This window comes from Paenibacillus sp. N3/727 (genome assembly GCF_022637315.1).
Lineage (GTDB): Bacteria > Bacillota > Bacilli > Paenibacillales > Paenibacillaceae > Paenibacillus_AQ > Paenibacillus_AQ uliginis.
This window is the reverse complement of the sequence record NZ_CP093336.1, coordinates 6247044-6272671: the sequence shown is the minus strand read 5'-3', so window position 1 is coordinate 6272671 and position 25628 is coordinate 6247044. Positions and strand designations below refer to the sequence as shown.

General features: G+C 43.4%; 17 protein-coding genes and 2 pseudogenes. 14 read left to right on the top strand and 5 right to left on the bottom strand.

Going from position 1 to position 25628, the window contains the following annotated elements:
- Positions 1-17: 17 nt before the first annotated feature.
- Positions 18-1541 carry an ABC transporter substrate-binding protein gene (locus MNQ98_RS29210; RefSeq protein ID WP_241931313.1) on the top strand — a complete coding sequence of 508 codons (1524 nt, stop codon included), beginning with the start codon at positions 18-20 and terminating at the stop codon, positions 1539-1541.
- 126 nt (positions 1542-1667) lie between these two features.
- Positions 1668-4448, top strand: a complete 2781-nt coding sequence (locus MNQ98_RS29205; RefSeq protein WP_241931312.1) for an endo-beta-N-acetylglucosaminidase — start codon at positions 1668-1670, stop codon at positions 4446-4448.
- A 120-nt stretch (positions 4449-4568) separates the two neighbouring features.
- Here the strand turns inward: MNQ98_RS29205 and MNQ98_RS29200 are convergent, their stop codons facing one another.
- Positions 4569-5147: a TetR/AcrR family transcriptional regulator gene (locus MNQ98_RS29200; protein WP_241931311.1), complete on the bottom strand. Its 579-nt coding sequence runs from the start codon at positions 5145-5147 to the stop codon at positions 4569-4571.
- Positions 5148-5336: 189 nt separating this feature from the next.
- Between MNQ98_RS29200 and MNQ98_RS29195 the strand changes: the two genes are divergently transcribed.
- Together MNQ98_RS29195 and MNQ98_RS29190 are read left to right on the top strand one after the other, a co-directional pair.
- Entirely contained in the window at positions 5337-6548 is a 1212-nt protein-coding gene (locus MNQ98_RS29195; RefSeq protein WP_208920966.1) for an MFS transporter, read from the top strand.
- A gap of 184 nt (positions 6549-6732) precedes the next feature.
- On the top strand, positions 6733-9864 hold the full coding sequence (locus tag MNQ98_RS29190) for an ATP-binding protein (RefSeq protein WP_481856805.1): 3132 nt from the start codon (positions 6733-6735) through the stop codon (positions 9862-9864).
- A 240-nt stretch (positions 9865-10104) separates the two neighbouring features.
- Here MNQ98_RS29190 and MNQ98_RS29185 read toward each other — a convergent pair whose 3' ends face one another.
- Positions 10105-10962, bottom strand: coding sequence for a hypothetical protein (locus tag MNQ98_RS29185; protein WP_241931309.1), 858 nt, complete (start codon positions 10960-10962; stop codon positions 10105-10107).
- A 254-nt stretch (positions 10963-11216) separates the two neighbouring features.
- On the opposite strand from MNQ98_RS29185, the gene MNQ98_RS29180 reads away from it, so the two are divergent.
- The 5 genes and pseudogenes from MNQ98_RS29180 to MNQ98_RS29160 all read left to right on the top strand — a co-directional run bounded on the left by MNQ98_RS29180 (position 11217) and on the right by MNQ98_RS29160 (position 16343).
- Positions 11217-11855: a M56 family metallopeptidase gene (locus MNQ98_RS29180; RefSeq protein WP_241931308.1), complete on the top strand. Its 639-nt coding sequence runs from the start codon at positions 11217-11219 to the stop codon at positions 11853-11855.
- A 773-nt stretch (positions 11856-12628) separates the two neighbouring features.
- A pseudogene (locus MNQ98_RS29175) lies at positions 12629-12878 on the top strand (23S rRNA (pseudouridine(1915)-N(3))-methyltransferase RlmH); the annotation flags it as partial.
- A 99-nt stretch (positions 12879-12977) separates the two neighbouring features.
- Entirely contained in the window at positions 12978-14513 is a 1536-nt protein-coding gene (locus MNQ98_RS29170) for an Eco57I restriction-modification methylase domain-containing protein (RefSeq protein ID WP_241931307.1), read from the top strand.
- Positions 14514-14554: 41 nt separating this feature from the next.
- Positions 14555-15667 carry a GmrSD restriction endonuclease domain-containing protein gene (locus MNQ98_RS29165; protein ID WP_241931306.1) on the top strand — a complete coding sequence of 371 codons (1113 nt, stop codon included), beginning with the start codon at positions 14555-14557 and terminating at the stop codon, positions 15665-15667.
- Positions 15660-16343 (top strand): MAE_28990/MAE_18760 family HEPN-like nuclease, encoded by a 684-nt coding sequence (locus tag MNQ98_RS29160; RefSeq protein ID WP_241931305.1) that lies wholly within the window; start codon positions 15660-15662, stop codon positions 16341-16343. The genes MNQ98_RS29165 and MNQ98_RS29160 overlap by 8 nt, the downstream gene beginning before the upstream one ends.
- A gap of 441 nt (positions 16344-16784) precedes the next feature.
- Here MNQ98_RS29160 and MNQ98_RS29155 read toward each other — a convergent pair whose 3' ends face one another.
- Both MNQ98_RS29155 and MNQ98_RS29150 read right to left on the bottom strand, forming a co-directional pair.
- Entirely contained in the window at positions 16785-17327 is a 543-nt protein-coding gene (locus tag MNQ98_RS29155; RefSeq protein ID WP_241931304.1) for a hypothetical protein, read from the bottom strand.
- A gap of 131 nt (positions 17328-17458) precedes the next feature.
- Positions 17459-17881: a DUF4259 domain-containing protein gene (locus MNQ98_RS29150; protein ID WP_241931303.1), complete on the bottom strand. Its 423-nt coding sequence runs from the start codon at positions 17879-17881 to the stop codon at positions 17459-17461.
- Positions 17882-18326: 445 nt separating this feature from the next.
- Between MNQ98_RS29150 and MNQ98_RS29145 the strand changes: the two genes are divergently transcribed.
- The 4 genes and pseudogenes from MNQ98_RS29145 (at position 18327) to MNQ98_RS29130 (ending at position 22344) form a co-directional block, all read left to right on the top strand.
- On the top strand, positions 18327-19076 hold the full coding sequence (locus MNQ98_RS29145; protein WP_241931302.1) for a hypothetical protein: 750 nt from the start codon (positions 18327-18329) through the stop codon (positions 19074-19076).
- A 142-nt stretch (positions 19077-19218) separates the two neighbouring features.
- Entirely contained in the window at positions 19219-20298 is a 1080-nt protein-coding gene (locus MNQ98_RS29140) for an ankyrin repeat domain-containing protein (protein WP_241931301.1), read from the top strand.
- A pseudogene (locus MNQ98_RS29135) lies at positions 20299-20819 on the top strand (hypothetical protein).
- A 412-nt stretch (positions 20820-21231) separates the two neighbouring features.
- Positions 21232-22344, top strand: a complete 1113-nt coding sequence (locus MNQ98_RS29130; protein WP_241931300.1) for a transposase — start codon at positions 21232-21234, stop codon at positions 22342-22344.
- A 344-nt stretch (positions 22345-22688) separates the two neighbouring features.
- On the opposite strand, the gene MNQ98_RS29125 is transcribed toward MNQ98_RS29130, so the two are convergent.
- The gene (locus MNQ98_RS29125; RefSeq protein WP_241931299.1) at positions 22689-24134 is read right to left on the bottom strand and encodes a DEAD/DEAH box helicase; all 1446 of its coding nucleotides are present in this window, start codon (positions 24132-24134) and stop codon (positions 22689-22691) included.
- A gap of 399 nt (positions 24135-24533) precedes the next feature.
- On the opposite strand from MNQ98_RS29125, the gene MNQ98_RS29120 reads away from it, so the two are divergent.
- Positions 24534-25538: a LacI family DNA-binding transcriptional regulator gene (locus MNQ98_RS29120; RefSeq protein WP_241931298.1), complete on the top strand. Its 1005-nt coding sequence runs from the start codon at positions 24534-24536 to the stop codon at positions 25536-25538.
- Positions 25539-25628 lie beyond the last annotated feature (90 nt).

The following is a 25628-nucleotide window of genomic DNA, read 5'->3' as shown; positions in this document are numbered from 1 at the left end:
TACAGGGGGAAAAACACATGTTTAAGAAAAAGGTTTCTATACTGTCCCTTGCTCTTGTGCTTCTGCTGACCGTTGTACTGTCGGCCTGCGGCAGCAAGGAAGGCGGCAATAAGCCGAACGAACCTGCGAAGGAAGAGGCAGCCGTTCAAAGCGACGGCACGGTCGATGCCTCCAAGCTGGATCCGGTCAAACTAAAAATGTACATGATCGGGCCTAACCAGAAGGACCTGCCTATGGTTCAAGAGGAAATCAATAAATATCTGACGGAAAAAATCAATGCAACGATCGAAATCAGCATGATCGACTGGGGCGATTACAGCCAGCGAATGCAGGTCATTACGAGCTCCGGCGAGAATTACGACATCGCCTTCACCAGCTCGTGGGCGTTCGATTATCTTCCAAATGCGGCGAAGGGCGCGTTTAAGCCGCTGAATGAGCTGCTTGATCAATATGGAAAAGGCATTAAGGAAGCGCTGGATCCCCGTTTCTTGGAAGGAACGAAGGTTAACGGCGTGAACTATGGTATCCCGGCCAACAAGGAACTGGCACAACAGTTTGTATGGCGCTTCAACAAAAAGTATCTGGATAAGTACAACCTGGACATTTCCAAGGTGACGACAATCGAGGATCTGGAGCCGCTTCTGAAAACGATTAAAGAGAACGAGCCTGCGGATATTACACCGCTTGCCGTACCGAAAGGCTTTAAGCCGTACTTGCCGTTCGACTTCCCGCTTGGCGATGAAATTCCGATCGGTATGTACATCGACACCAAGGACTTTAAATTTGTGAATTTGCTGGATTCACCTGAACTGAAATCGGCTCTGACGACCATGCGCAAATACTATAAAGCGGGTTACGTGCGCGAGGACGTTGCGACGCTGGACGGCATTGACAACATCAAAACCGGTAAATGGCTCGTGGACCGCGAGATTACGCAGCCATACGCGGAGCTCGGCTGGTCCAGAAACGCGGGTTATGACATCGTGACGAGACCGATGCATGATCCTGTCATTTACACCAGTTCCGCAGCAGGTTCGATGATGGCTATTTCTTCTTACTCCAAAAATTCGGAGCGGGCGATGATGTTCCTGAACCTGCTTAACACGGATGTGAAACTCCGGAATATGATTCAATCCGGCTTGGAAGGGACGCATTACAAGAAGCTTGAAGAGCCGTACATCGAGGATATGCCTGCGATGCAGGAGAACTACGCGATGCCTGGATTCGCGCTGGGCAACATGTTCCTGACTTACCTTCACGAAGGCGAGCCTAAGGACAAATGGGAAGCATTCGAGAAATTCAACACATCTGCTGTAGTGGCCCCTACGTTCGGCTTTAATTTCGACACGGCTCCGGTAAAAACGGAGGTTGCGGCCATCACGAACGTAGCCAAGGAATTTATTCCCGCGCTGTACACCGGCTCCGTAGATCCTGACGAATATCTGCCAAAAGCAAAACAAAAGTTCAAGGATGCCGGGATCGACAGAGTTATCGCTGAAGCTCAAAAACAGTTTGATGAGTGGAAGGCTCAAAACAAGTAATCCGTAAAGTGTATGAAGGGTAGAAGCGGCTGTTCCTTACAGCCGTCTCTCTCTGTCATTCCTTCTTTTGCTGGAAAAGATTCATGATTCACTACGAAGTCATCGTAAACATAGGAGGTTTTTCCATTGAAACGAATCAAACCGGATTATTTGACCAGAACCCAGTGGAAGCGCAAAATGGCGTTATTGATGAGCACGGCTTTGCTTGCCACATCCCTGACGGGCTTTGCCGGAGAAGCCGAAGCGGCACAGCCTCACTCGTCGTATTGGTATCCGAACACGCTGCTGGAATGGTCGCCGTCCACGGATCAGGATGCTCGCTTTAACCGGGGAACGGTTAAGCTGGAGGATCAGCGTATCCAAGGCAGCAAGGTAAACAGCAATGCCAAGGAGGAAGTGAAGGTTTTATCGATTGCTTCCATGTATCCAAGCACAAGCGGAGCTCCTTCCCAAGGCTCGGAGAAGTTCCATACCTATACCTTCAGCAATTGGCAGTATATCGACAAGCTGGTGATGTGGGGCGGCTCGGCAGGCGAGGGATTAATCGTTCCTCCAAGCAGCGACGTGATCGATGCGGCCCACAAGAATGGGGTTCCCGTTTTTGGAACCGTTTTCTTGCCGCAAACCGAGCATGGGGGCAAAATCCAGTGGCTGCATGATCTGTTAAAGCAGCGGGAGGACGGCTCTTTCCCGGTTGCCGACAAGCTGATTGAGGTAGCGACGTATTACGGATTTGACGGCTGGTTTATCAATCAGGAAACCCAGGGCGGAACTCCGGAAGATGCCGCCAAGATGGCTGAGTTTTTGACTTACCTGCAGCAGAAGAAAGCGCCGGGCATGGAAGTGATCTGGTACGATTCCATGATTCAGGAGGGACCGGTGAAGTGGCAGGGGGCCTTGACGAATAAGAACGAGATGTTCTTCCAGGCAGGAAATCAGCGGGTTTCCGACAATATGTTTATCGATTTCCGCTGGCAGTTCAAAGATGAGAAGAACGGCAAATACGATTACATTACTCCGTTCTTGAACTCCCCGGCCAAAGCGGCGGAGCTTGGCCGCAGCCCGTATGATCTATACGCCGGCATTGATGTGGAGGCGAAAGGCTACGAAGGCAAGTTTAATTGGCCAGTTCTGTTCCCGGAGGGCAAGAGAGCTACGACCTCCCTTGGCATTTACCGTCCCGATTGGGCGTTCAACAGCTCCGAAACCCATGAGGAGTACATGAAAAAGGAGCAGATTTTCTGGGTGGGAACCGGAATGAATCCGGCGAATACCTCGCAGCCTGAGGGGACCGATCCGCTCGCCTGGAGAGGGATTGCCCATGATGTCGTTGCAAAAACCGTGCTGACCGACTCCGAATTCGTTACCCATTTCAATACCGGTAACGGCCATATGTTTGCGGTGGACGGCAAAGTGATGCGGAGCCGCGACTGGAGCAACCGGAGCCTGCAGGATATTTTGCCGACCTGGCGCTGGATCACGGAGATAAACGGCAAAGGCGAGGCCCTGAAACCGGGATTTGATTTCGGCAAATCCTATTACGGAGGCAGCTCGCTTCAGGTGGCAGGTGCCGTAAGCAAAGGCTCTTCCACCCATGTAAAGCTGTACAAGGCGAATATCCCGGTGGAACCCACCACGGAAATATCGGTCGTTTATACGGACAATGCGAAAGACGCCAAGGTGAAGATCGGCTTGGCATTCTCCGATGCGCCGGATCGGTACGAATTTTTCGAGCCGGGCAAGTGGACCAGCACGGGCGCGGATCAGAATTGGAAGCAGGGAAGCGTCAAGCTGAACAAGTATAAAGGCCGCACGATTGCGGGAATCTCGCTTCAATTCGAGTCCGCGGCGGATCTGGCGGATTATCGGGCCAATATCGGCCGCCTGGCGGTTACGCAGGTGAACGACAAGGCGAAGAAGCCGCACGAGGTGACTGATTTGCGGGTAATCGAAAACGATTTCCGCGACGGGATATATGGTGATGCGCGCTTGTCGTGGAAGGCGCCAAAACAGGATGAAGACGTTTTGTACTACCAGGTTTATCGCGTCCATCCGGACGGCAAGTACGAGTTGATGGGCATGACGGGAAATACCGTTTATTACGTACCCGAGATGAAGCGGCTTCTTAAGGAGAATGCAACCAAAATGGTCGTGATTCCGGTAAACCGGCATTACCAACAGGGAAAAGCAGCCGCTGTAAGTTTTGACTGGCCGGAATATCCGAAGCCGAATGCAGCCTTCAAGGCGGATAAGACCTTGATTGCGCCGGGAGAAACGGTACAATTCACGGATCTTTCTTCAGAAGTGACGGAGTCATGGAGCTGGAGCTTCCCTGGCGGACAGCCGGCGTCCAGCACGGAGCAGAATCCTAAAGTGAAATATCCCGAGGAAGGAACGTACGAAGTCACGTTGACCGCTAAAAACAGCGTTGGCGAGGATAGGGTTCAGAAGAAGCTTATCACGGTTACCCGGGAAGCCGAGAATGGCGTCGGAAACCTTGCCCTTGGCAAGAAGACGTCCGCGTCAAGCTTCGTGAACGAGAAGGAAGCGCCACAATTTGCGGTGGACGGCAATTCCGCCACTAAATGGTGTGCCGTCGGAGACGGGCCGCACTCGCTGACGGTGGACTTGGGAGCCGAGCATAAGCTCAGCGAATTCGTGATTAAGCATGCGGAAGCCGGAGGCGAGCCGGCCGCGTTCAACACGCACGCATTCTCCATTCAGGTAAGCTCGGACGGCAAGGAATGGAAGGATGCCGTATCGGTCAAAGACAATACGAAAGCGATCAGCAGCCATGCCATCGAACTTACCTCCGCGCGGTACGTGCGTCTTCAGATCGAGAAGGCGACTCAGGGCGGGGATACGGCCACACGGATTTATGATTTTGAGGTACTGGGCTTGAAATAATACGGTTTACTTATAAAAGAGCGTTTCCCTCAAGTGGGGGAACGCTCTTTTTTGGCATGATGTGACTAATCGTCACTCTATATGGCATCCACAATGCAATGAGATTCTTGAATTGCCGCTTCAGGTAGAGCGGATTCCTTCAAATGCGCTTTCTACTAAATGCCGTACATAGGAGTCGTCGATCGGTTCGCCTGTCACAAGCAAACGATAGAAAATCGGACCGTAAATGAGATCAATGCAGATGCCTATGTCGAGATGAGGTTTCAATTCCCCGCGTTGAACCCCTTTCTCCAAAAGACCTCTTGCCTCAAGCCGGCGGGGACGGAAAAAACGAGCCCGGTAGGCCTCGGCCAATCCCGAGTCAAACTGCCCTTCGCCCAATAACTCCGTAATGATGGTCCCCTCGCGGCTTATCAAAAACCCGGCTAAATTCGTGGCGTGAATTAGAATATCGTTCAATGTTTTACCCGTATCAGGCACGGGCAATCTGGCCGTAGCGGCATGCAGGAAACCATCCATGACCACGGCAGCCTTGTTCGGCCACCATTTATAAATCGTAGCCTTGCTAACTTGGGCACGTTCGGCAATTTTATCAACGGTGACGGCTTGAAAGCCACTTTCCAGCAATAGCTCATAAGATGCGGAAAGGATCGACTTTTGCGCCTCCACATTACGCGGCCTGCCTCTTTTTCCATTCATCGTCATCATCCTCTTTCGTCCAATACATATCTTAACGTACAAAAATAAACTATACGTTCAGTATACCAATTACGGATAAAAAATAAAGTTGTGCTCGCCTATTTACAAAACTAAACGTTCAGTATATTATTCACATATAAAATTAATAAACTATACGTCTAGTATTTAAATGTGGAGGAGGAACTCATGATGAGTGATTTAAAAAAACAAACCATCGAGAAAAATATCCCGGCATGGTTAACCATACTTCTGGCTGCCGCATGCGGCATCATTGTAGCTAATCTTTACTATGCGCAGCCCTTGGTTGGGGTCATTAGCTCCTCAATCGGGCTGTCCGCAAACAGTTCCGGCTTGATCGTGACGTTAACGCAGATGGGATACGTCGTCGGCTTGTTATTTATCGTACCGATGGGAGATATCGTTGAGAATCGAAGGCTGATTGTCGTTTCTTTGTTTCTCACAGCAGTTGCCCTTGCATTCACTGCATTATCGAAACAAGCTGTTCCATTCTTAGCCGCTTCATTTGTCATCGGTTTAGGGTCGGTCGCTGCGCAGGTGCTCGTCCCTTTTGCGTCATACCTTGCATCCGAATCTTCCCGCGGTCGCGTTGTCGGCAATGTCATGAGCGGCTTATTGCTTGGAATCATGCTCTCGCGCCCCTTGTCGAGCCTGGTAGCCGACTTCTTTGATTGGCATGCCGTATTCGCTTTGTCTGCCACAGCTGTCTTTCTCTTGGCAATCGTACTGTCGAAGGTGTTGCCTGCAAGAAGGCCTTCTTCAGACACATCCTATACAGCTCTACTCGGTTCAATGTGGCACTTGCTGCGAACAACTCCGCTCTTACGTCGTCGGGCTGCATATCATGCATGTGTGTTTGCGACGTTCAGCTTATTTTGGACAACAGCTCCGTTACTATTATCCAGCCCGACCTTTCATTTCTCCCAGAAAGCCATTGCGTTGTTCGCGCTTGCCGGAGTCGCGGGTGCAATAGCTGCGCCTATGGCTGGACGATTGGCCGACCGCGGCTGGACTAAACCCGCTACGGGGATTGCACTCGCTACGGTCGTCATTTCGATGTTGCTGCCGCTTATGATCCGTACGGGTTCATCCATTGGAGTAGCCGTTCTCGTCGTTTCAGCCATATTGTTGGATGCCGGTGTATCCGCAAATCTTGTGCTTGGACAACGCGCGCTCTTCTCGCTGAGTCCCGAAATTCGAAGTCGTCTGAATGGGCTTTTTATGGCTATTTTCTTTTTTGGCGGTGCCATCGGATCCGCAATTGGGGGGTGGATATACGCCACGGGGGGCTGGAGTGCCGCGTTATGGATGGGAATAGCTTTCCCGGTCGTAGCTCTGCTTTATTTTGCCACAGAGATACAAAAAATCAGCACAAATGGATAATTATTGAAAGTAAAAGTGAAAAGGAGTCTACTAAGAAGATATAGCCCTAAAATAGACATAAAGACATCTCCAGCATCCATTTCTCTTTCATGAAGGCTGTGGTAAATTATGGAGTATCGCCCCTACATTAGAGAACGGATTAGGAGAGGAATACTTCTTGGCAAATGACTCACCAAGCAACCAAATGAAAAAGAGCCATATTATATTGTTAATAGGCTTATTATTAGTTATTCTATCCGGCCTGCGCATGTTGTGGGTGGAAGTGTTTCCTGATCAACGGCAGGTATCCATTACGAATGGGCATCTCGATCTGCGCGATTGGGATGCAGAAAACGGCGGCATTCTCTTACTTGACGGGGAATGGGAGTTTTATCCCTCACAATGGCTGCTGGATGGCAGCGGACAGGATGTACCGGGCGAGCTGGAGCACAGGCTGATTTCGGTTCCGGGGGGATGGAATGAAGCCTGGCATGGTGAAGAGACGACTCCATATGGATTCGCGTCCTATCGCCTGCGTATTTTGGTGGATCCGGAAAAGAACCTTAATTATAGTATTCGTGTACCCAGCGTACGCACTGCATCAGAATTATATGTAAACGGTCGATTGCTTACTAAATCCGGACAGGTGGCGACAACAAAGGATGAATATATTTCGAAGGACCTACCTTATTCTACAACCTTTACAGCAGACGAAAACGGTGTAATCGAACTCGTCATTCAGGCGGCAAATTATGTGGATAGTCGAAGCGGGGGTATTGTCCGATCCATTAAATTTGGTTCAGAAGAAGCCATTGCCAAAGAGATGAAAGCTTCCGTTTCTATGCAGTTTTTGGCAGCGATTATATTTATTATGCATGCTGTCTATGCACTTATTTTGTATTTACTAGGAAATAAGGAAAAGAAGCTGCTTTATTTCAGTTTGCTTGCATTATGTGTAACGATCACGAGTGTCTTTAGTACGGATGAGAAGTTGTTCCATCAATTATTTTACATTGGAATTAATTGGGATTTTAGGCTGGCTAATATTGCTTTCGTTATTGCAGCCTATGCTTTGCTCCAGTGTACGAATCATCGCGAGCTTCCATATTGGCGTAGGATGTACCCTGTCTATAAAGTAATGAATCTAGGGACTGCCGGCATCATTTTGTTCTTAGATCCATCTCAAGTGATTATGCTCTTTCCGGTTTATTATCTATTAGTTGGTATTGCTGCAGTTATCACGTTGATTACAATGTTTAAAAAAGTAATCAAAGGTTTAAAGAGCAATCTTTTACTGCTTTTCTCTTTTCTTGCGTTGATGAACCATTCTCTTTGGTCGTTAATCTTGCTGGATAGCGGTTTGAGTCTTGTCTACTATCCGTTCGATATGATTATTGCGATGGGTTGTTTAGCCTCTGAATGGTTTAAGGGCTACTTTATCATGCATGCGAACACCAAAGAGCTTGCTGCAACCTTGCAAAGAATGAATGACCATAAGGATCAATTTCTGGCAAACACATCGCATGAATTTAAAAATCCGGTGCATAGCATGCTTAACATGTCACAATCCGTTTTAAAAAGGGAACAGCATTTATTGCAGGAACGGAGCATCAAGGAGCTTGAAACGGTATTATCCGTAGGACGTCGGTTGACATTGATATTGAACGATTTGATTGATGTGATGAGTTTACGGGAAGGCAATCCGCGTCTACAGAAAAAAGTCATATTGATTCAGCCCATCGTGACTGGAGTGCTTGATATGCTGCAATTTAACGCAGAAGTGAAGTCTGTAGAAATTGTAAATCAAATTCCTGAAGATTTTCCTTCAGTAAATGCGGATGAAAATCGGGTTATTCAAATCGTTTTCAATTTACTTCATAATGCTGTGAAATATACGAACGAAGGGATAATTTCGATTCAAGCTTTTGCAAAGGACGGAAGAGCTTATATTGTTATTACTGATACCGGGATCGGAATGGATGAGGACATGCTTAAGCGCCTATTCCGTCCGTACGAGCAAGCCAGCACGAGTGAGACAATGATTGAAGGCGGCTTTGGGTTAGGCTTAAGTATAAGCAAGCAACTGGTTGAGCTTCATGGAGGTACGTTAGATGTGTCCTCTGTTTTAGGAGAAGGCTCAAAATTTACATTTTCGTTAAAGCTAGCAGGTTTGAAAGCGGAGGAAGAGGAAGATGAAGATGAAGATGAAGATGTTTCTAACTTATTCGAACAGTTAGTAATACAATCTATGCCGATTCAGGAAAAAGTCTCGATAAATTCGGAAAAGGTGGATATCCCTCCGGCTACGAAACCAACAACTTTATTAGAAGTGAATCGTGACCGTCCGCTTATATTAATAGTTGATGATGATCCTATTAACCTTCAAGTGCTTGAAGCAATACTACCACCAGATGAATATAATGTAACGATGGTAACGAGCGGTAAAGAAGTGTTGGCTATACTGGATACAAAGGAATGGGATCTAGTCATCTCTGATATTATGATGCCGCAGATGTCTGGTTACGAGCTGACACGAATGATTCGTGAGCGGTTTACACTCACGGAGCTCCCTGTTTTGCTCCTTACCGCAAGAAGCCAACCGAAAGATATTCAAAGTGGATTTTTAGCGGGAGCAAACGATTATGTGACTAAGCCAGTGGAAGCAATAGAAATAAAATCGCGGATAGAGTCACTAATTACGATTAAACAATTCGTTCGGGAACAATTGCGATTAGAAGCTGCATGGCTTCAAGCGCAAATCCAGCCTCATTTTTTATTTAATGCATTAAATGCTGTAACAGCTTTAAGTGACATTAATTTGGATAAGATGCGTAATTTGCTTGATGAGTTCAGCAATTTTTTAAGGAATAAATTTAAATTTCAAAATATGGATGGACTTGTTCCAATCAAAGAGGAGCTAAGTCTAGTGCGCTCTTATCTATATATCGAAAAGGTTCGGTTTGAAGAAAGGCTGCAGGTTATTTGGGAGATAGATGACTGCGAGGAATTAAAAATCCCATTTCTTACGATCCAGCCTCTAGTTGAAAATGCGATAAGACATGGTGTTATGAAGCGCATTCGCGGAGGCAAGATTGTTATTCGGATTTCTGTCTATGAATCGCATGCAGAAATAACAGTTGAAGACGATGGGATCGGAATGGATGAGGCTCAATTGCAACGAATATTAGAAAGAAAAGCAGATGGTAAGTCAGGAGTCGGATTGATAAATACGGATCAGCGATTAAAACGGCACTTTGGAACAGGACTTCATATCAAAAGTACGTTAGGTACAGGAACAAGGGTAACTTTTCATGTACATACAGGTGGAATAAAGTGAATCGCAAGAATGCTGAAAGTGACCAACCTGATCGATAAATAATCCGTAGTTCCTAAAAAGCTTGGTCGTATACACGTAAAAGGGAGCCTATTAGGCCCCCTCAATGTTAGTTTGTTTCATCTGAATAAGTCATAGCTAGTTTTACCTGTACCATCTCAGTAAATATAAAGCCAATTGCTAAGCCTAGTCTGCTGCTACCGCGCTATCATAATGTCCTGATAATTGTAATTATTTGAACAGCTATTCCTTATCTTTTAACGAAAGCACTGTTAAAATAGCACTAACGATCGTAATTGAGTACATAAAATAATCAATGTAGTTCGAATCATTTGCACCCATCAACTTTAACGTCAAGCCAAACAATCCAAATACAACAATAGTTGAAATCAGACCTGTCTTTTTGTTTTTCTGCAGAATCTCAAGTATCTGGAAACCTCGCTTATTAGTACTTACCCTAGCCGGTTCAAAATTATTGATTACTTTTATGTTATTTATTAGAAATTGATACTCTTGCTCATTATATGGTCTTTCGTTCATTTTACACTCGTAGAGGATGTTTAAAGATTTTAAAAATTTCAATATGATATCTTTATTGTACTCAGACATATTACGTAACTTATTGTTTGGAATACTTGAAAGTTTAGATGTGATTGAAGCTATTTCAGAATTTTCAAATATATAAAGTGATTTTGCATGTTCGTTCATTTTATGCAGGTATCTTTTAAAAAGCAGCATTTGTTCATTTACGTTATATGACAAACGTTTGCTTTTTTCTATTTCTGAAATAAGTACTTCTATCAGAACAAAAAACTGATTATTAAATTTACCTACTTTTGATAATGGGTTGTAGCTGTCAGACATCACTAGGCCGAAAATTGTTATTATCCAAATCCCCATGAAAGTCATGCCCCAATAGTTCTTTTTATCACTATCTAAAAAAATACCCCAGTACATAGTTTGAATAAGTGTAGTCAATACTAGCAAACTAAATATTAACATAAGTAAGGCAAATACTCTTTTATATACTGCTCTCCTATGCAGTTTTTCTACGATGTTTTTATCTTTCGTTAATATTTCAAAGAGTTCTTCTTTTTTCATACAGAGACGACTCCCCCATAAAAATTATTGTCCAAATGATTTATACGTCACAAAGAATCTCCTACTAAGTACGATTCGCATATGAAAATATGCAGAAATCACTCATGGGAGGAACTCTATGAAACTAACAATTAAATCTGTTATTGGCTATGTCCATATCAGCTCTGATTCTCAGAAGGACAACATCTCAATAGCAGAACAGAAAAAGAGAATATAGGCACATTGTACCAGTCGAAGCCCAAAAAGGGTATCTAATGTATCACTGTAATATGCTCGGCAGCCTGGTGTTTGCCGTTCATTGGATGAATCCGCTTGTTTGGTTCATTTTGCAGCAAATGAAGGCCGACCGGGAGTTGGCATGTGATGCCTATGTCCTAGAGGTGCTTGGGGAAGAGGAGGCTGTGCCTTACGGCATGACGATTATAGGATTTCTGAAACGGTATTCTGCCGGGAGAAGCCAGCCGCATCTTCTATATTTTAAAGGTTTGGACGGTCAAAAAGAGATAATGAGGAGGATTCGAATGATTCAATCTTTTAAAAAGGGTTCTTATAAATTTTCAATAATGGCGGTTGTCCTCGTGTTCTTGATTGGTACGGCAACGCTGACAAATGCACGAGTATCAGAGGCGGGATCTTCCGCCTGGGTTCATGCCGAAGACGGCGGGAATGAAACGCTATTTGCGAATGAAGGATTTCGGGTATACGATAACCTTGAAAAAGGGGCACGGGTGGCGCCGTTTAAATATAAAGTTCCATCTGTCCTGCCGAAGGGATATGCTTATAGCGGTCTCAGCGTTCAGCTCAAATATTCTTCACATCCGGAGGTCAACTTAAAGTACGTTAAGGCTAACATAAACAGAAGTTCTGGCAACATCATGTTAAACATAGTGTAAGGCGCTGATCTTCAGGAGCTTTACGATTCGATTGCCAAAATAGAGGAAGATGGAGCGGATCAGAAGAATGGTGGGAGAGTTATAGAGAAAAAATCCCTATCCTTACCTGGTATTAATGAAGGCTTAAAAATTACGATTCGCATGACCGCCTGGAAAGGGCAGCCGGAAAGATATTATTATCTCTGGAAGGATCAAGACATAAGCTATCAACTGAGATCCCACGGGTTGTCCAGCGACGATTTGGAGCAAATCATCGCTTCAATGAAGCATCCTGATCCGGAGCTGAACAAGCTCCATGAAAACAATGAATATCACGGCAAATTCTTGAACTATTTGTATGATACCGAGGACATCCGGCGCGTTCATGTAAAGCAGCTTTTCCGCGAAAGCTGCCCAGGGATTTTGCCGCCAGCGGTTCCTATGTTTCCCGTAAAGCGAATTTTAATCATGTGGAAAATGATGAGGATTCCATGCGCAAGATGTTTCAGGTCTCTTATAGTCGGGGCGATCAAGATCAGAAAAAAGAGGCTGCCTCCGGAATCCAAAGCGTTGCATTTAATCAGATGTTAAACGGGGATATGTATCAGAATATGAAAAAGAACGGCCAGGTTTCTTTTTCGAGAATTGATGGCGAACGGAATAATGTTAAGCTCAAAGCCATAACCATTCAGGGACGGGAAGTGCTGCGTACAGAGCCATACAAAGTGGATGGTAGGCTAAGCAAGCACGATGAAATCAATCTGGTGAGCTATTTCTGGTTGGACGGCCCGCAGGACACCCATGTCATCGCCCTAGCCATCGGCGGCCAGCTGTGATCCAGCGAGGATCTGGCTGCACATATCGATAAGCTTGGCACCTATGATCGGCAGCTCTAATGGGCTATCCGAGGAAGTATTGAAGCGAACCCAGACCAAACTGAGCTTCGGGCGCATGACGCAGCCGCACCAGCTGATGCGGCTGGTGCTGGTTGGAGCAAATTTACCGGGCGGTGAAGATTAATTGGGGGAACCGTACCATAAGTAGGGTGAAAGTGTACTTTGTCAAGATAAATTTACAAATACTGAAAATTTATGTTTAGTGTATAATAATATTGGTTCTTTGTCTGTAAGGAGAAGGTTGATTATGCACTTGGAAAACAAAACGCTTGATAAAAATAGTTTACTTGAATTTGTTGACCAGATTCGCAGAGAGTCTAGTGTTGTGATAGATCCAGATAAACAAATTGAACTAGGACAGTTCTTTACTAGTTCTAAAATTGCAAGTCTTATGGCATCTATGTTTAACGAAGGAAAACGCACGGTAAGATTACTCGATGCGGGAGCGGGAGTAGGTTCTCTAAGTGCGGCTTTTATTGTAGAAATGTGTTGTGGAGAAATTAAACCTAAAGAGATATCTATTGTTGCATATGAAAAAGACCCGATATTATTGTCTTTTTTATTTAAAACTCGGGAATTTTGTAATCATTTTTGCAAACAAATAGGGGTAAAGCTGAACTGGGAGATATTAAATCGCGATTTTATTGAAGAAAGTATAACTCTTCTAAGGAATAATGAAGTTGAAGTTCTACAATTTCAACGTTTTGATTGTGCGATCTTAAATCCACCCTATCGTAAACTTCATAGTAATTCGTTAGAACGGAAGTTATTAAAAGGAATCGATATAGAAACTTCCAATTTATACTCTGCCTTCGTAATCTTAGCGATGCGTCTTTTAAAGCGAAATGGCGAGTTGGTAGCTATTACCCCTAGAAGCTTTTGTAATGGTCCATATTTTAAATCTTTTCGAATAGAAATATTGAATGAAACAACATTTCGTCATATTCATACCTTTGATTCAAGAAGAAGTACATTCAGTGAAGATGGAGTACAACAAGAAAACATTATTTTTAAATTAATTAAAGGGAAGCCACAAAACAATTATAATGTAACTATTTCATCTAGTTTTGTAGGCACAGATGAAATTGCTAAATATAATATACGATACGATCAGTTCGTACAGCCGAATGATAAAGAGAAGTTTATTAGGATATTGAAAAATGATTCAGAATATCAGATTTCAGATCAAATAGATAGGTTAGGAAATACGCTAGAAGATCTAGGGATTTCAGTATCTACAGGTAAAGTAGTCGATTTTAGATCTAAAGAGTATCTGCGAAAGGATTCATTTCACGGAACAGTACCACTAATTTATTCCAGTCACTTTGAGGACGGATTTGTAAAGTGGCCTAAAGTAAATAGTAAAAAACAAGATTCTATTATTCAGAACCATGAGACAGAAAGACTCCTACTTCCTTCTGGCTTTTATGTTTTAGTTAAGCGGTTTTCTTCAAAAGAGGAACGCAGAAGAGTGGTTGCAGCTATTTATGACCCTAGGAAAGTGGCGTTTTCAAAGGTTGGATTTGAAAACCATGTGAACTACTATCATATTAACGGAGAAGGGTTGACAGAAGGAATAGCAAAAGGGTTAGCTATGTTTTTAAATTCATCTTTAATTGACTCTTATTTACGTCAGTTCAATGGTCATACTCAAGTAAATGCAACTGATTTAAGAAATCTTAAATATCCTAATATTGAACAATTAGAGAAAATAGGTAAAAGAATAGGTATTCAATTTCCTGAACAAAATGATATTGACTTGATGATAAGCGAATTATTCTAAACTTAATGTTTGCAAGAATAAACAATTGGGAGGGTTAAGTAATGTCATTACAAGAAGAGATAGATAAAAAGGCAAAAGAAATTCAAGTTGATGGATATCCAATGTCAATTGGCGAGTTGGCGAATATGTATAAAGATGGGGAGTTAAAAGTCAATCCAGAATTTCAAAGGTTTTTTAGATGGTCGGACTCACAAAAGACTAAATTAATAGAATCAATGCTTTTAGGAATTCCAATACCGCCAATATTTGTCGCTCATGGTGAAAAGGGAATATGGGATGTTATTGATGGACTACAGAGACTATCGACAATATTTGAATTTATGGGTTTATTAAAATCTTCTGACGATACATTGAAGCCACCCAGTAAATTATTAGGTACAAAGTTTTTGCCGTCTTTGGAGAATAAAGTGTGGGAAAATCTTGATGATCCAGAAAACTCTTTTACTCAAGAGTTAAGAATTGATTTTAAAAGATCAAAATTCGATATTAAAATTATTAAAAAAACAAGTGATAAAGATGCTAAATATGAACTCTTTCAAAGAATTAATACAGGTGGTTCAAAGTTATCAGACCAAGAAGTTAGAAATTGCCTATTAATTATGGTTAATAGGGATTTTTATTTGTGGGCCGCAGAACTTGTGAAATATCAGCCATTTATAAATTGCATACCACTTTCAGATAAACAACAATTAGAACAGTTCAATATGGAAATCTTAATGCGTTATCTAGTTATCCGACATGCAGATCTAACAAAAATTAAAGGTAATGAAGATATTGGTGAGTTTATCTCTGAGGAAATCATTAATATAGCTGAAAATGGATTAATAGATCTACAAAGAGAAGAAGAGGTATTCCATAAAACCTTTGAATATCTTGATAGAGCACTTTCTGAGGACGTATTCCGAAAATTCGATCATGAGAAAGGCAAATTTAGAGGTGCTTTTTTGATGCCAGCATTCGAAGTAATTATTGCAGGGTTAAGTGAGAATATTGATGATATAATTACGAACGACCCAGAGGAAATGAGTGAGAAAATAAAAAACATCTATAATTCCCCTCAATATTTAAGTATCACAGCTAGAGGTGGGGCTCGCCCTATTACTAGGTTAAAAGAGCTGGCTACATTAAGCAAGGGAGTATTTATGAATGGCTGAGTTTTCTCTCGAGAAATTTCAAACAAAACTTGATAAAAACATCTCTTGGAGAAAGCGTGAGCTTACGATACTGAAAAATAATGTTGATGGAGCAGAGGGGAATTTATTAGTTACTTCAATAAGATCAGGAATAACGTTGTTATATAGCCATTGGGAAGGGTTTATTAAAACAACTGCTCGGGATTATTTAAAGTATTTAAATTGTCTAAATATAAAATGTATTGATATGAAGGATAATTTCATCACTTTATCTATGAAGAAAACAATAATTAACTCGAGGCAATCCAATAAATGCTTGTCGCACTCTGAAATTATAAGTGAGTTATTATATGAATCGGAAAGAATTTTTAATGTGAATGAAATGGATAAACTCATTGTAGATACTGATTCAAACTTAACATATGATATCTTGGAAGATATATTGTTTAGTTTGGGTTTGGATAGTAGAGATTTTGAGATGAAAGATAATTTTATAAAAGAGAATCTAGTACTTGAACGAAATAAAATTGCTCATGGTGAATATGTGTTAATAGTGGACCCCAAGAAAGATAAGCGCGATGAAGAAAAAAGGGCGAAAGATGAATTTGAAAATCTATACTATGAAATTCTACACCTTATGGAGAAATTTAAAGAATTGGTATTTGATGCTGCGTTCAGTAAAAATTATTTGAAATAGAATTCTCAGTATCTGTTGATAAGGGCACCTAATGATATTATCCCCTTTGAGTAGACAAGTGCTTAGTAAGAGCACTAAAGTCTATTTGGAGGGGTTTTTCATGGGTGAAATACGCAAGACTTATACCATCGAGTTTAAGCGGAAGGCTGTAAATATGTATCTCAAACAAGGATGGGGTATTAAACTACTCATGCCATGGCACAGCGATTGGTGAGGCATTTCGAAGTGAAGGGGGAAAAGGTCTGGAGGAAAAGCGAGCAGCCAATGAGGCTGCGTTTTTTTTACATCTAAAGAATTTATAATTCCGGTGCCCCCCAAAGTACCAGAATCAGTTTCGAAGCCAAGTCCCCACTTAATGGGGTTATTTAAGTATAGTCGCAGTCTCTATTCCCACATAGGGCGAGCCAGCTCCTTCTTACTATTGGCTGAACATGCATGCCTCTACTCACTGGTACCTTCTGGTTCGAGTAGAAGCAGCAGTTCCCGAATAGCGGGAGCATGCTTATCGTTACCGTTCATAATCGCGGTGAAAACAGGAACTGCATCCATTAGCAGCAAATAACTGAAATAATAATAGCTGAAAAAGACCTCCGTCTCATAGCCGGGCGGCTCCTCTTCCTCCCACCGCAATTCATCTTCCTCCTCGTTCTCTGGCCATAAGTACTCTTCATCCAGCAGCTCACTCATCGTCTCAACCGTATTTTGTGAATCCATATACTCCACGGTTATAGCAGAAGCTACAGCCAAGTACAGCTCAACTTCCTCCGAAGAGACCTTCTCTGGTTTCTGTTTTGCAAGCTCCCGCAGGAGCATAAACAGGACCCATGGCGTCGTCTGCCACAAGGTGCCTTGGTGCTCGATCAGGTTGGCCAATTCCTCATATTGCCCCTTCTCCATGAGGCGCGGAATGTCCGTCCCTCTTCCATAGGCTGTCGTCAACCGCTGCCATGGAACGCTGTTTGTCGTTTGGGCCAAAGCGTTCATCTCCATCTCCTCCTTAACGTCGTAAACATCTATAGCGAACGCTTTTTGAAAAAAAAGCCGTGTTATGCGACTTATAATAGGATGCAATCGGCCGCTTTAAGCGGTGGCATCCGGCGTTTATTTTCCAATATTTATAGCCGCTCTGACAAAATACGAACCACATATTCCATATGTTTAATCCAGTCCGAATCTCCATCCCTCAGTTCATATAGCTCGCGTTCTCCACCTTTATTATCCAGCACCTGCTGAACCAACTGCTTCAACTCGAGCAGATCCTCTGTTTCCCAGACAATCTCCTTCAGACCGCTCAATTTCTCGTACTGCGTCTTGCCGTTTTCGATATAGGCGCATACAATTTCAGCTAGAGCAATGGCTGTATTATCGTAAAGGAAATCCTCCTCTTCCGGATCCTCCGAGAGTAATCCGAGCTCCCTATATTGAGATATTAGATCCTTCAACTTGATGGACTTGCGGTCCATTGCATATTCGATTAACGCATTAAGAACATCAAGTCCTTCGTCGCTTTCGAGCGATGCTGTTCCCCACGATCCCATCGTATTTCTCACCTTTCTTTGTGTATTTCTATTATTTTAACACGAATTTCAAGGAAAATTATGCATATTTTGACCTGTTCTTCATTAAAGCTGCGACATTTTAACGGACCTTGATTGAGGCTGAGGCTGGGTACGATTGCCGACGTTCCACGACAGCTCCGGTAATGAACTAAGAAGGTTGGCGGTTAAGCGCCGGGGAGAATTTTTCGCTGCTAATCCCGTAAGCTGAACCTTATCATACGTAACAAAGGAGTCCGTTAACAATTTGTGGAATAATAGATTAGATTCTTACACTACTTTTTTGGAGGTGCGATGGCCATGGAGATCGACATCACGGATGTTCCCGGGGTCAAACCCGTTCTAGGGATCCTCGCGATTGCCTTTTCGTACCCTATCATCCAGGACCGTGCCAATTGAGGCTCGTTGAGGGAAGACAGGAGAATTCATGTATATTGTATCTCAGCCAAAACCGCTGTCTGATGGCCAGAACCAAAAGCTTGCAACGGAAGACGTCGCTGTTTATCCACCGGGCTACCTCCGGTTTTTGCAGCGATTCGGAGAAGGAACTTATAGAGGGTGGATGAATGTCCAGTTGCCGGATACGGAGGTGCTAAAAGCTTTTGCCGAGTACGGGTTATGGGAGCACGACGAAGACAGCCCAATTACCGAGCAACAGATCGGCGAGTGTATCGCTATAGGGACAACCGTGGACGGTGATTTTCTGGCGGTGCATCCCCAGACGGCTGGGCTGCTCTGGCTGCCTCGGCATGCGGAGCACTTAAAGGCGATTTTGCTGCAGGCGCGGGAGCAGGAAGACGAAGGGATGTACGCCGTGGTTCTGGAAGAAATATATCGTCAGGTGTATGGAAGCAGCCAAGAGGGAGCGGTCTATTATGAACCGTGGACGGGTACTCGGAGCCATCTCTTTTTGCGTTTGCCGCCGGGGCAGGACCAGCTTTCGCTGCCCGATCTGGCCGGAATGTGCCAAGCGGATTTTCCACCGGATTTGTCCATTGAGACCCCATATGCTTGCTTCTTGTTCTACCGGCAACTGGGCGGCTATGTACGATTGAATTATGCCTACAAGCAAGAGGTGGCCGTCTTCTATGAACAGGATGCACAACAGGCGTTTGCCGTTATGGAGCAATGGTTGTTGTCGAAAGGGTGTGAATCGATTTCAGAAAATAACAGATGATCTGGGTGCCCTCAATGTCGCTGAGTGAGACGCTGGCTTAGGGGGCTGATCCATCAAGTACTTAGTGAGACCTAAGTCCGTTGTTATTTGCCAAGTAGTTTTCTATACTTTCCATATAACTTTGAGTAGGAGCGGGTATTGGATGATCAATCTGAAAGATATTGGAAAGTTCGAAGAGCTGACGGAAATTGCGATGCACATTTACAAAGGAAATATTTCGGCTTTGCAGGATGCAATTGCTGCTGGTTGGGATATTGAAGAGGGCATCGTACTTAGCAGGTATACTACGTTAAGTCCGCTCGATCTGGCGCTTATCTCACAGAGAAAGGATGTTGTAAAGCTGCTAGTCGAGCACGGCGTTAACCTGAATGTCCATCATAACCCAGCTTTTTTGGGGGCTGTTCGCTATTGCAAGGAAGATATCGTTCGCTACATTGCAGCGCAAGGCGCCGAGCTGGACAAGCTCAATCAAACCGGGTCAGGTGCATATTCACAGGCTTATTATGGCAACAAAAACAATATCCCGCTCATTCATGAGCTGGGATTAGATATCAAGCTGCATGGCGGCGCTGTACTGCGCCAAGCCGTGTCGAACCATGACTATAAGACACTCACGTATTTACTCGACCATGGGGTGGACATTAATTATAATCAACCGGACATGGTCTATCCTTATCAAGCGACACCGTTAACCGTTGCTGCACGTATGGGTAATCTAGCCATGGTCAAATATTTGATTGAGCGCGGCGCTGACGTAGCTTTAGCGGAAAAGGATGGCGAACGACCGTATACAATTGCGGTCAGCAATAAGGATACCGTCCTGGCCGACTATTTGAAATCGCTGGAGCCAGCCGAGCTCCACAATATGGAGAACAAGAAGTATGAGCTAAAAAAATATAAATTAACCGATGAACTCGTCAGTTTTCTGACAGGAGACCAGCTGCGCCTTGAGCTACCGCAAAATGATTATGAAATCGGATATATCGACTTTTTCACATTGACCGATACGATCGAGATGAAAGTCGGTCGGCAAAAGTTGCTGCGTCTGTCAGCCGATATCGACAATTACTCCCATCTGCAGCTCCTGTGGAATCCGAAGAAAAAAGGACTGATTGGTTGTTATGATGTGGAGCATCAGGAGTATGCCGATTTATGCAGCTTTACCGAGTTCCTTGCGCAGCCTGAATTGTACCTCATCAAGTTTCTTGAGGGAGAGTTGTAAATGAATTATACGAACATTTTAGATGAGAGAACGGACTGTATTCTGTATCAGGTGAGCCCAGGTCCATCGACAGAGCATTGTACCAGCTGGATCGGCGGAAATGCACCTGCCTACTTTGACGATAAAGCGGATGCCATCCATGAAGGCGACCAGAATTATTATTTTTACTTGAGCATCCAATTTCAACTGAAAGCGTCAAAGATATGTTTACTAACCCAGGTCTTATAAAACATGCAATTTCAGACGGGGAAATAAGCAATGACGAAAAATCTATGGATCAGTCTTTTTTGATCAAACTAGGCGGAAACCCGAGACTTATCCAAAATAAAGACTATTATTTTACGAAGCTGAAGAAGGAGTCATTTTCTTTTTTATTTCAGGCAGATGAAGATGGTTACCCCGAAACGTTGCTTCAAGACGATTACAGTTATCCTTTTAGTTTTGGATCTCTATATATTTTCGCCAAAATCGGGACGGATGAGATACAAAGTCCAGTAGCAGGCTTTTGGCAATTCTCATAATTTAGCGTGGTGGTGATGAAACTTGATTAAAGTCAATCAGATAACCCATCTAAATCAGCTTGCAAAACTTACCTAGCAGGTCACTCGCATTGAGTACCCTTAAGTCTTGTAGTTATGACCGTTACGGAGAACCGTATCATAAGTGACGACGAAAAATTTAGCTGGAATAACCTCGACCAGAAGCTGCATTTCGCGTTTTATCTTGTCCACCTTCATGTGGGCTTTTTTGCGTTTATTTAACGTCCCTCCGAAAGAAGTCTCCCACTTCTAAGTCTTGCGAAGCATGATGATAGTGGGAGATGAATTTTCGTAGGCGTAGCCTAGAGTCTTTTTCTACATTTTCCACGGTGTGATACAATCGGTCTTAAGTAAGAAATATAGAAAACCAAGGAATGAAGTGAGGTGATTCGATATGGCAAACAAAGCATATAAGTTCCGTCTGTGCCCGACTCAAGAACAAGAGCAACTTCTTGCAAAAACCTTCGGCTCTGTTCGTTTCGTCTACAACAAAATGTTGGCTGAACGAAAGGAAACCTATGAGCAATTCAAGGATGACAAAGAAGCATTGATGAAGCAAAAACTACCTACACCAGCAAAATACAAGAGTGCGTACCCTTGGCTAAAGGAAGTAGACAGCCTTGCACTAGCGAACGCACAACTCAATTTGCAGAAGGCATATCAAAACTTCTTTTCTGGTCGTGCTGAATTCCCCAAGTTCAAAAACCGTAAGGCAAAACAATCCTACACAACCAATGTGGTGAACGGAAACATTATGCTTTTGGATGGCTATATTAAATTACCGAAACTAAAACTTATGAAGATGAAGCAGCATCGGGAAATTCCGTCATATCATATCATCAAGTCTTGCAGCGTTTCCCGAACGAAAACGGGAAAATACTATGTTTCGATCCTCACCGAGTATGAACATCAACCTGTACCAAAAGAAGTACATGCTGTTATTGGCTTAGATTTTTCCATGAATGGCTTATTTGTCGATAGTAATGAGGGTAAGACAGCCAATTATCCACGTTTCTATCGCCAGGCCCTGGAAAAATTAGCGAAGGAACAGCGTATTCTATCGCATAGAATGAAAGGCTCTAATCGCTGGCATAAACAGCGGTTGAAAATAGCAAAGCTACATGAAAAGATTGCAAATGGGCGGAAAGACTTTCTACATAAGGAATCACACGTATTAGCGAAACGATATGATTGCGTGGTGATCGAAGACCTCAGCATGAAGGGAATGTCACAAGCTCTCCATTTTGGTAAAAGTGTTGCTGATAATGCCTGGGGTATGTTCACGACATATCTACAATACAAGTTAGAAGAACAAGGTAAGAAGCTTATCAAAATAGATAAGTGGTTTCCATCATCCAAAACTTGTTCAAGTTGCGGTCGCAAAAGGAAGTCCCTATCTCTTTCTGAGCGGACATTCCACTGTGATTGTGGATTTGTAGCAGATCGAGACTGGAATGCTTCGATCAATATCAAAAATGAAGGACTGCGCTTATTAGCGTTAGTATAGCAAAAAGACCTCTTGGAACGAGAGGGATAGCTCGGTCAGTTTTCGCTGGCTACTAAAAGCAGCGATAAGTCGAGAAGCCCCCACTTCAAAAACCGTGAGGTTTTAAGTGATGGGTAGTTCACTTAGGAGGAGTATGACTGGTCATTGACTTAAATCAAGGGAACGAAAACATTCGCTTGATGGGCGCAGAATGTGGCCTCCAAAAGAATAACGATGAGCAGGCGGGGATATACCAGTCGCGTGATGATAGCAACACGAGTTCGCTGCTTGTGACAAACGAGTTCAACAGAAAAGGGTGATTTTAGCACGATGCCAATCTCACCCTTTTTTTGTCATATCAACTTTTATTTATTCCCTTTGCGCACCTTTAACAGTTTGCCTTTTACTGTCGTGTTTTTCATCTTTTCAAGCACAAGCGGTCCTTTGCCGTTCAAAATTTCAACATCTGTCACAAAATCGAGGATCGTAATAATCCCAATATCGTCTGCGGTTACCCCGTCAAGCTTAGCGATTGTCCCGACAAAGTCCACGGCTCTAAGTTTTTTCTTCTTGCCGCCATTGAAGTTAAGCTTCATGATTTGCTTGTTTAATTGCTCGCGCTTATCTTTTTTCAGTTCAGGCTTAATATTTAGTTTCTGTTCAAAATCTTTTCTATGGCGGTCAACATCCTCTTCGGAGGGAGCTTTTACTTTCGGAATTGCGAATCCAATATACGCCTCAATTTCGGCTAATCGCTTGAAATCCTTCGGCGTGACGAGGGTAATCGCTTTACCCGTCTTGCCTGCACGACCTGTACGTCCCGTGCGATGAACATAGCTTTCTTTCTCAAGTGGAATATCGTAATTAATAACATGGGTAATATTCGCGATATCGATACCCCTAGCGGCTACATCTGTTGCAATCAAGTAACGGAATTGTCCCCTTCTGAACGCATGCATGACCTCGAATCGCTCTTCCTGCTCCATCCCACCATGAATACGATCACATGAGTAACCGAGATCAGCCATTTCTCTGAATAGTTTATCCACATGCTCTTGCGTACGGCAGAAAACAATGCAGCTGTCAGGACTTTCAACAATGAGTAGATCTTCAAGCAGTGCCAGCTTATCTGCCTCCATCACCTGAATAAGAGCGTGTTCAATCGTGGCCGTTGTTATACCGCTCGCTTGGATCTCAATTTGGGCAGGATTGTCCATATATTTGCGTGACAGCTTGGCCACATCCTCAGGAAACGTAGCGGAGAATAACATGGTAACCCTGTCACGAGGCAGCGCTTGAATGATCGACTGAACTTGCTCAATAAAGCCCATATTCAGCATCTCATCAGCTTCATCGATAACGAGATAGGCAATCCGCTCTAGCGATAGCGTGCCGCGTTCAATATGGTCCAGCACACGTCCAGGCGTACCTACTGCGATATGCGTTCTTTGTTTTAACTCGGCCTTTTGGATATGAAAAGGATGTTTCCCAAAAAGAGGCGTCGCCTTGATCCGCTTAAAGCGTCCGATATTCGTTATGTCTTCGTTGACCTGTAACGCGAGTTCACGGGTTGGCGTTAGAATTAATGCTTGCGGCTTATTTTCATTCCAATCCACTAGCTCGCAGAGCGGGATGCCATAAGCAGCTGTTTTGCCGCTGCCTGTTTGCGATTTGACAACAAGATCCTTCTTCTCAAGCGCAACAGGAATGACCTCTGTCTGAACCTGTGTCGGTGTCTCATAACCCAAACTATTGAGCGCTCTCCCAATCTCTTCACTTAATTGGTAATCTGTAAAATGCTTCTCACTCATCTTTAACCTCTTCTACGCTATATTCGAATACCTATATATACAGTTCCACCGTACATCTATTGTATACTCATCCATTATACTCTGAACCCAATGATATTTATCGGTACATTCATGAACGAAAAGGACACACAGTTGGATGCCCTGAAATTTCTCCTTTCGTGTGTTACGGTGTAAATTTACTTTGATGCAGATGTTGAGTAATTCCGTTAACAGATGGATATTATGGTGTGTCTGAAACTCCTATGAAAAAAATTTGATCATAAGCGCTTCGTAAAATCATTGACAGAAGAAAATCAGAGCACTAATATAACTTACGTAAACGTTTAACAAGTGTGGTCAATACCCTTCTTATATTAGCTTTTTATGATTAGTAAACGTTTACGTAGGAGAGGTGATTTTATGGCAGCTACTATCAAGGACATTGCAAGGGTTACAGGTGTCTCTATTGCGACTGTCTCTAGAGTGATTAATAATCTTGGCGGATACAATGAGGAAACCGAGAAAAAAGTTCTGGCCGTTGCCAAAGCATTAGAATATAGAAAAAATGAAAATGCTAGAAGTTTGGTGCAGAAGTCGACTAAGACAATCGGTGTAATTATGCCAGAGGTCACTACAGCATTTTATGGTGACATTATAAAAGGAATAGAGGATGTTTCTTATGAGCATGGGTACAGTGTGATATTAACGCATGCCGGTATGAGTGGTGCCCGAATCCATGAGAGTATGAATCTGATGGGCGAACGAAGAGTAGATGGGCTCATTATTGTTTCTGTTGAACTCCACGAGGCGGAAATCGAATCTTTGTCATCTCTCGGTATTCCTTTTATTTTGCTCTCTACCAAAACCGACCGAGAAGACACGCCATATATTAAAGTTGATGATTTTAGTGCGGCGTATACAGCTGTCAATTACCTCATTGAGAATAACCACCGAATCATCGCTATGGCAGGGGCTAATCCTGATGATCCTATAGCGGGTTCCCCAAGAATTAATGGCTATATTCAAGCACTACAAGATCATGGCATCAAGGTTGACTTGAATCTGATTAAGGCAGGGGATTTCAGCTTTGAGTCAGGAAAAAAAGCCATGCAGGAGTATATTGAAAATCATGTAGATATTACGGCCGTGTTCTGTGCAAGTGATGAAGCTGCATTAGGTATCATTTCGACTTGTTTTGAAAATGACCTTGAAGTACCAAAGGATATTTCAGTCGTTGGCTACGATAATTCTAAGGTTTCACATATGTCCATCCCTCCCCTTACAACGGTTGCACAGCCTTTATACGAAATAGGGAGAGAGGGTTGCTTGAAGTTGATTGCCTCTATTCAAAATAAAATCAAGATTGAGTCTAAAGTTATTCCTCATGAGTTAGTTGTACGCAAGTCAGTAAAAAAATTATCTTGAATAGAGATAATTTTTTGTGCATTACGTAAACGTTTACGTTGCATTTCTACCCTTCAAAATTAAGCTGAAAGTGGAGTGAAAGAATAATGG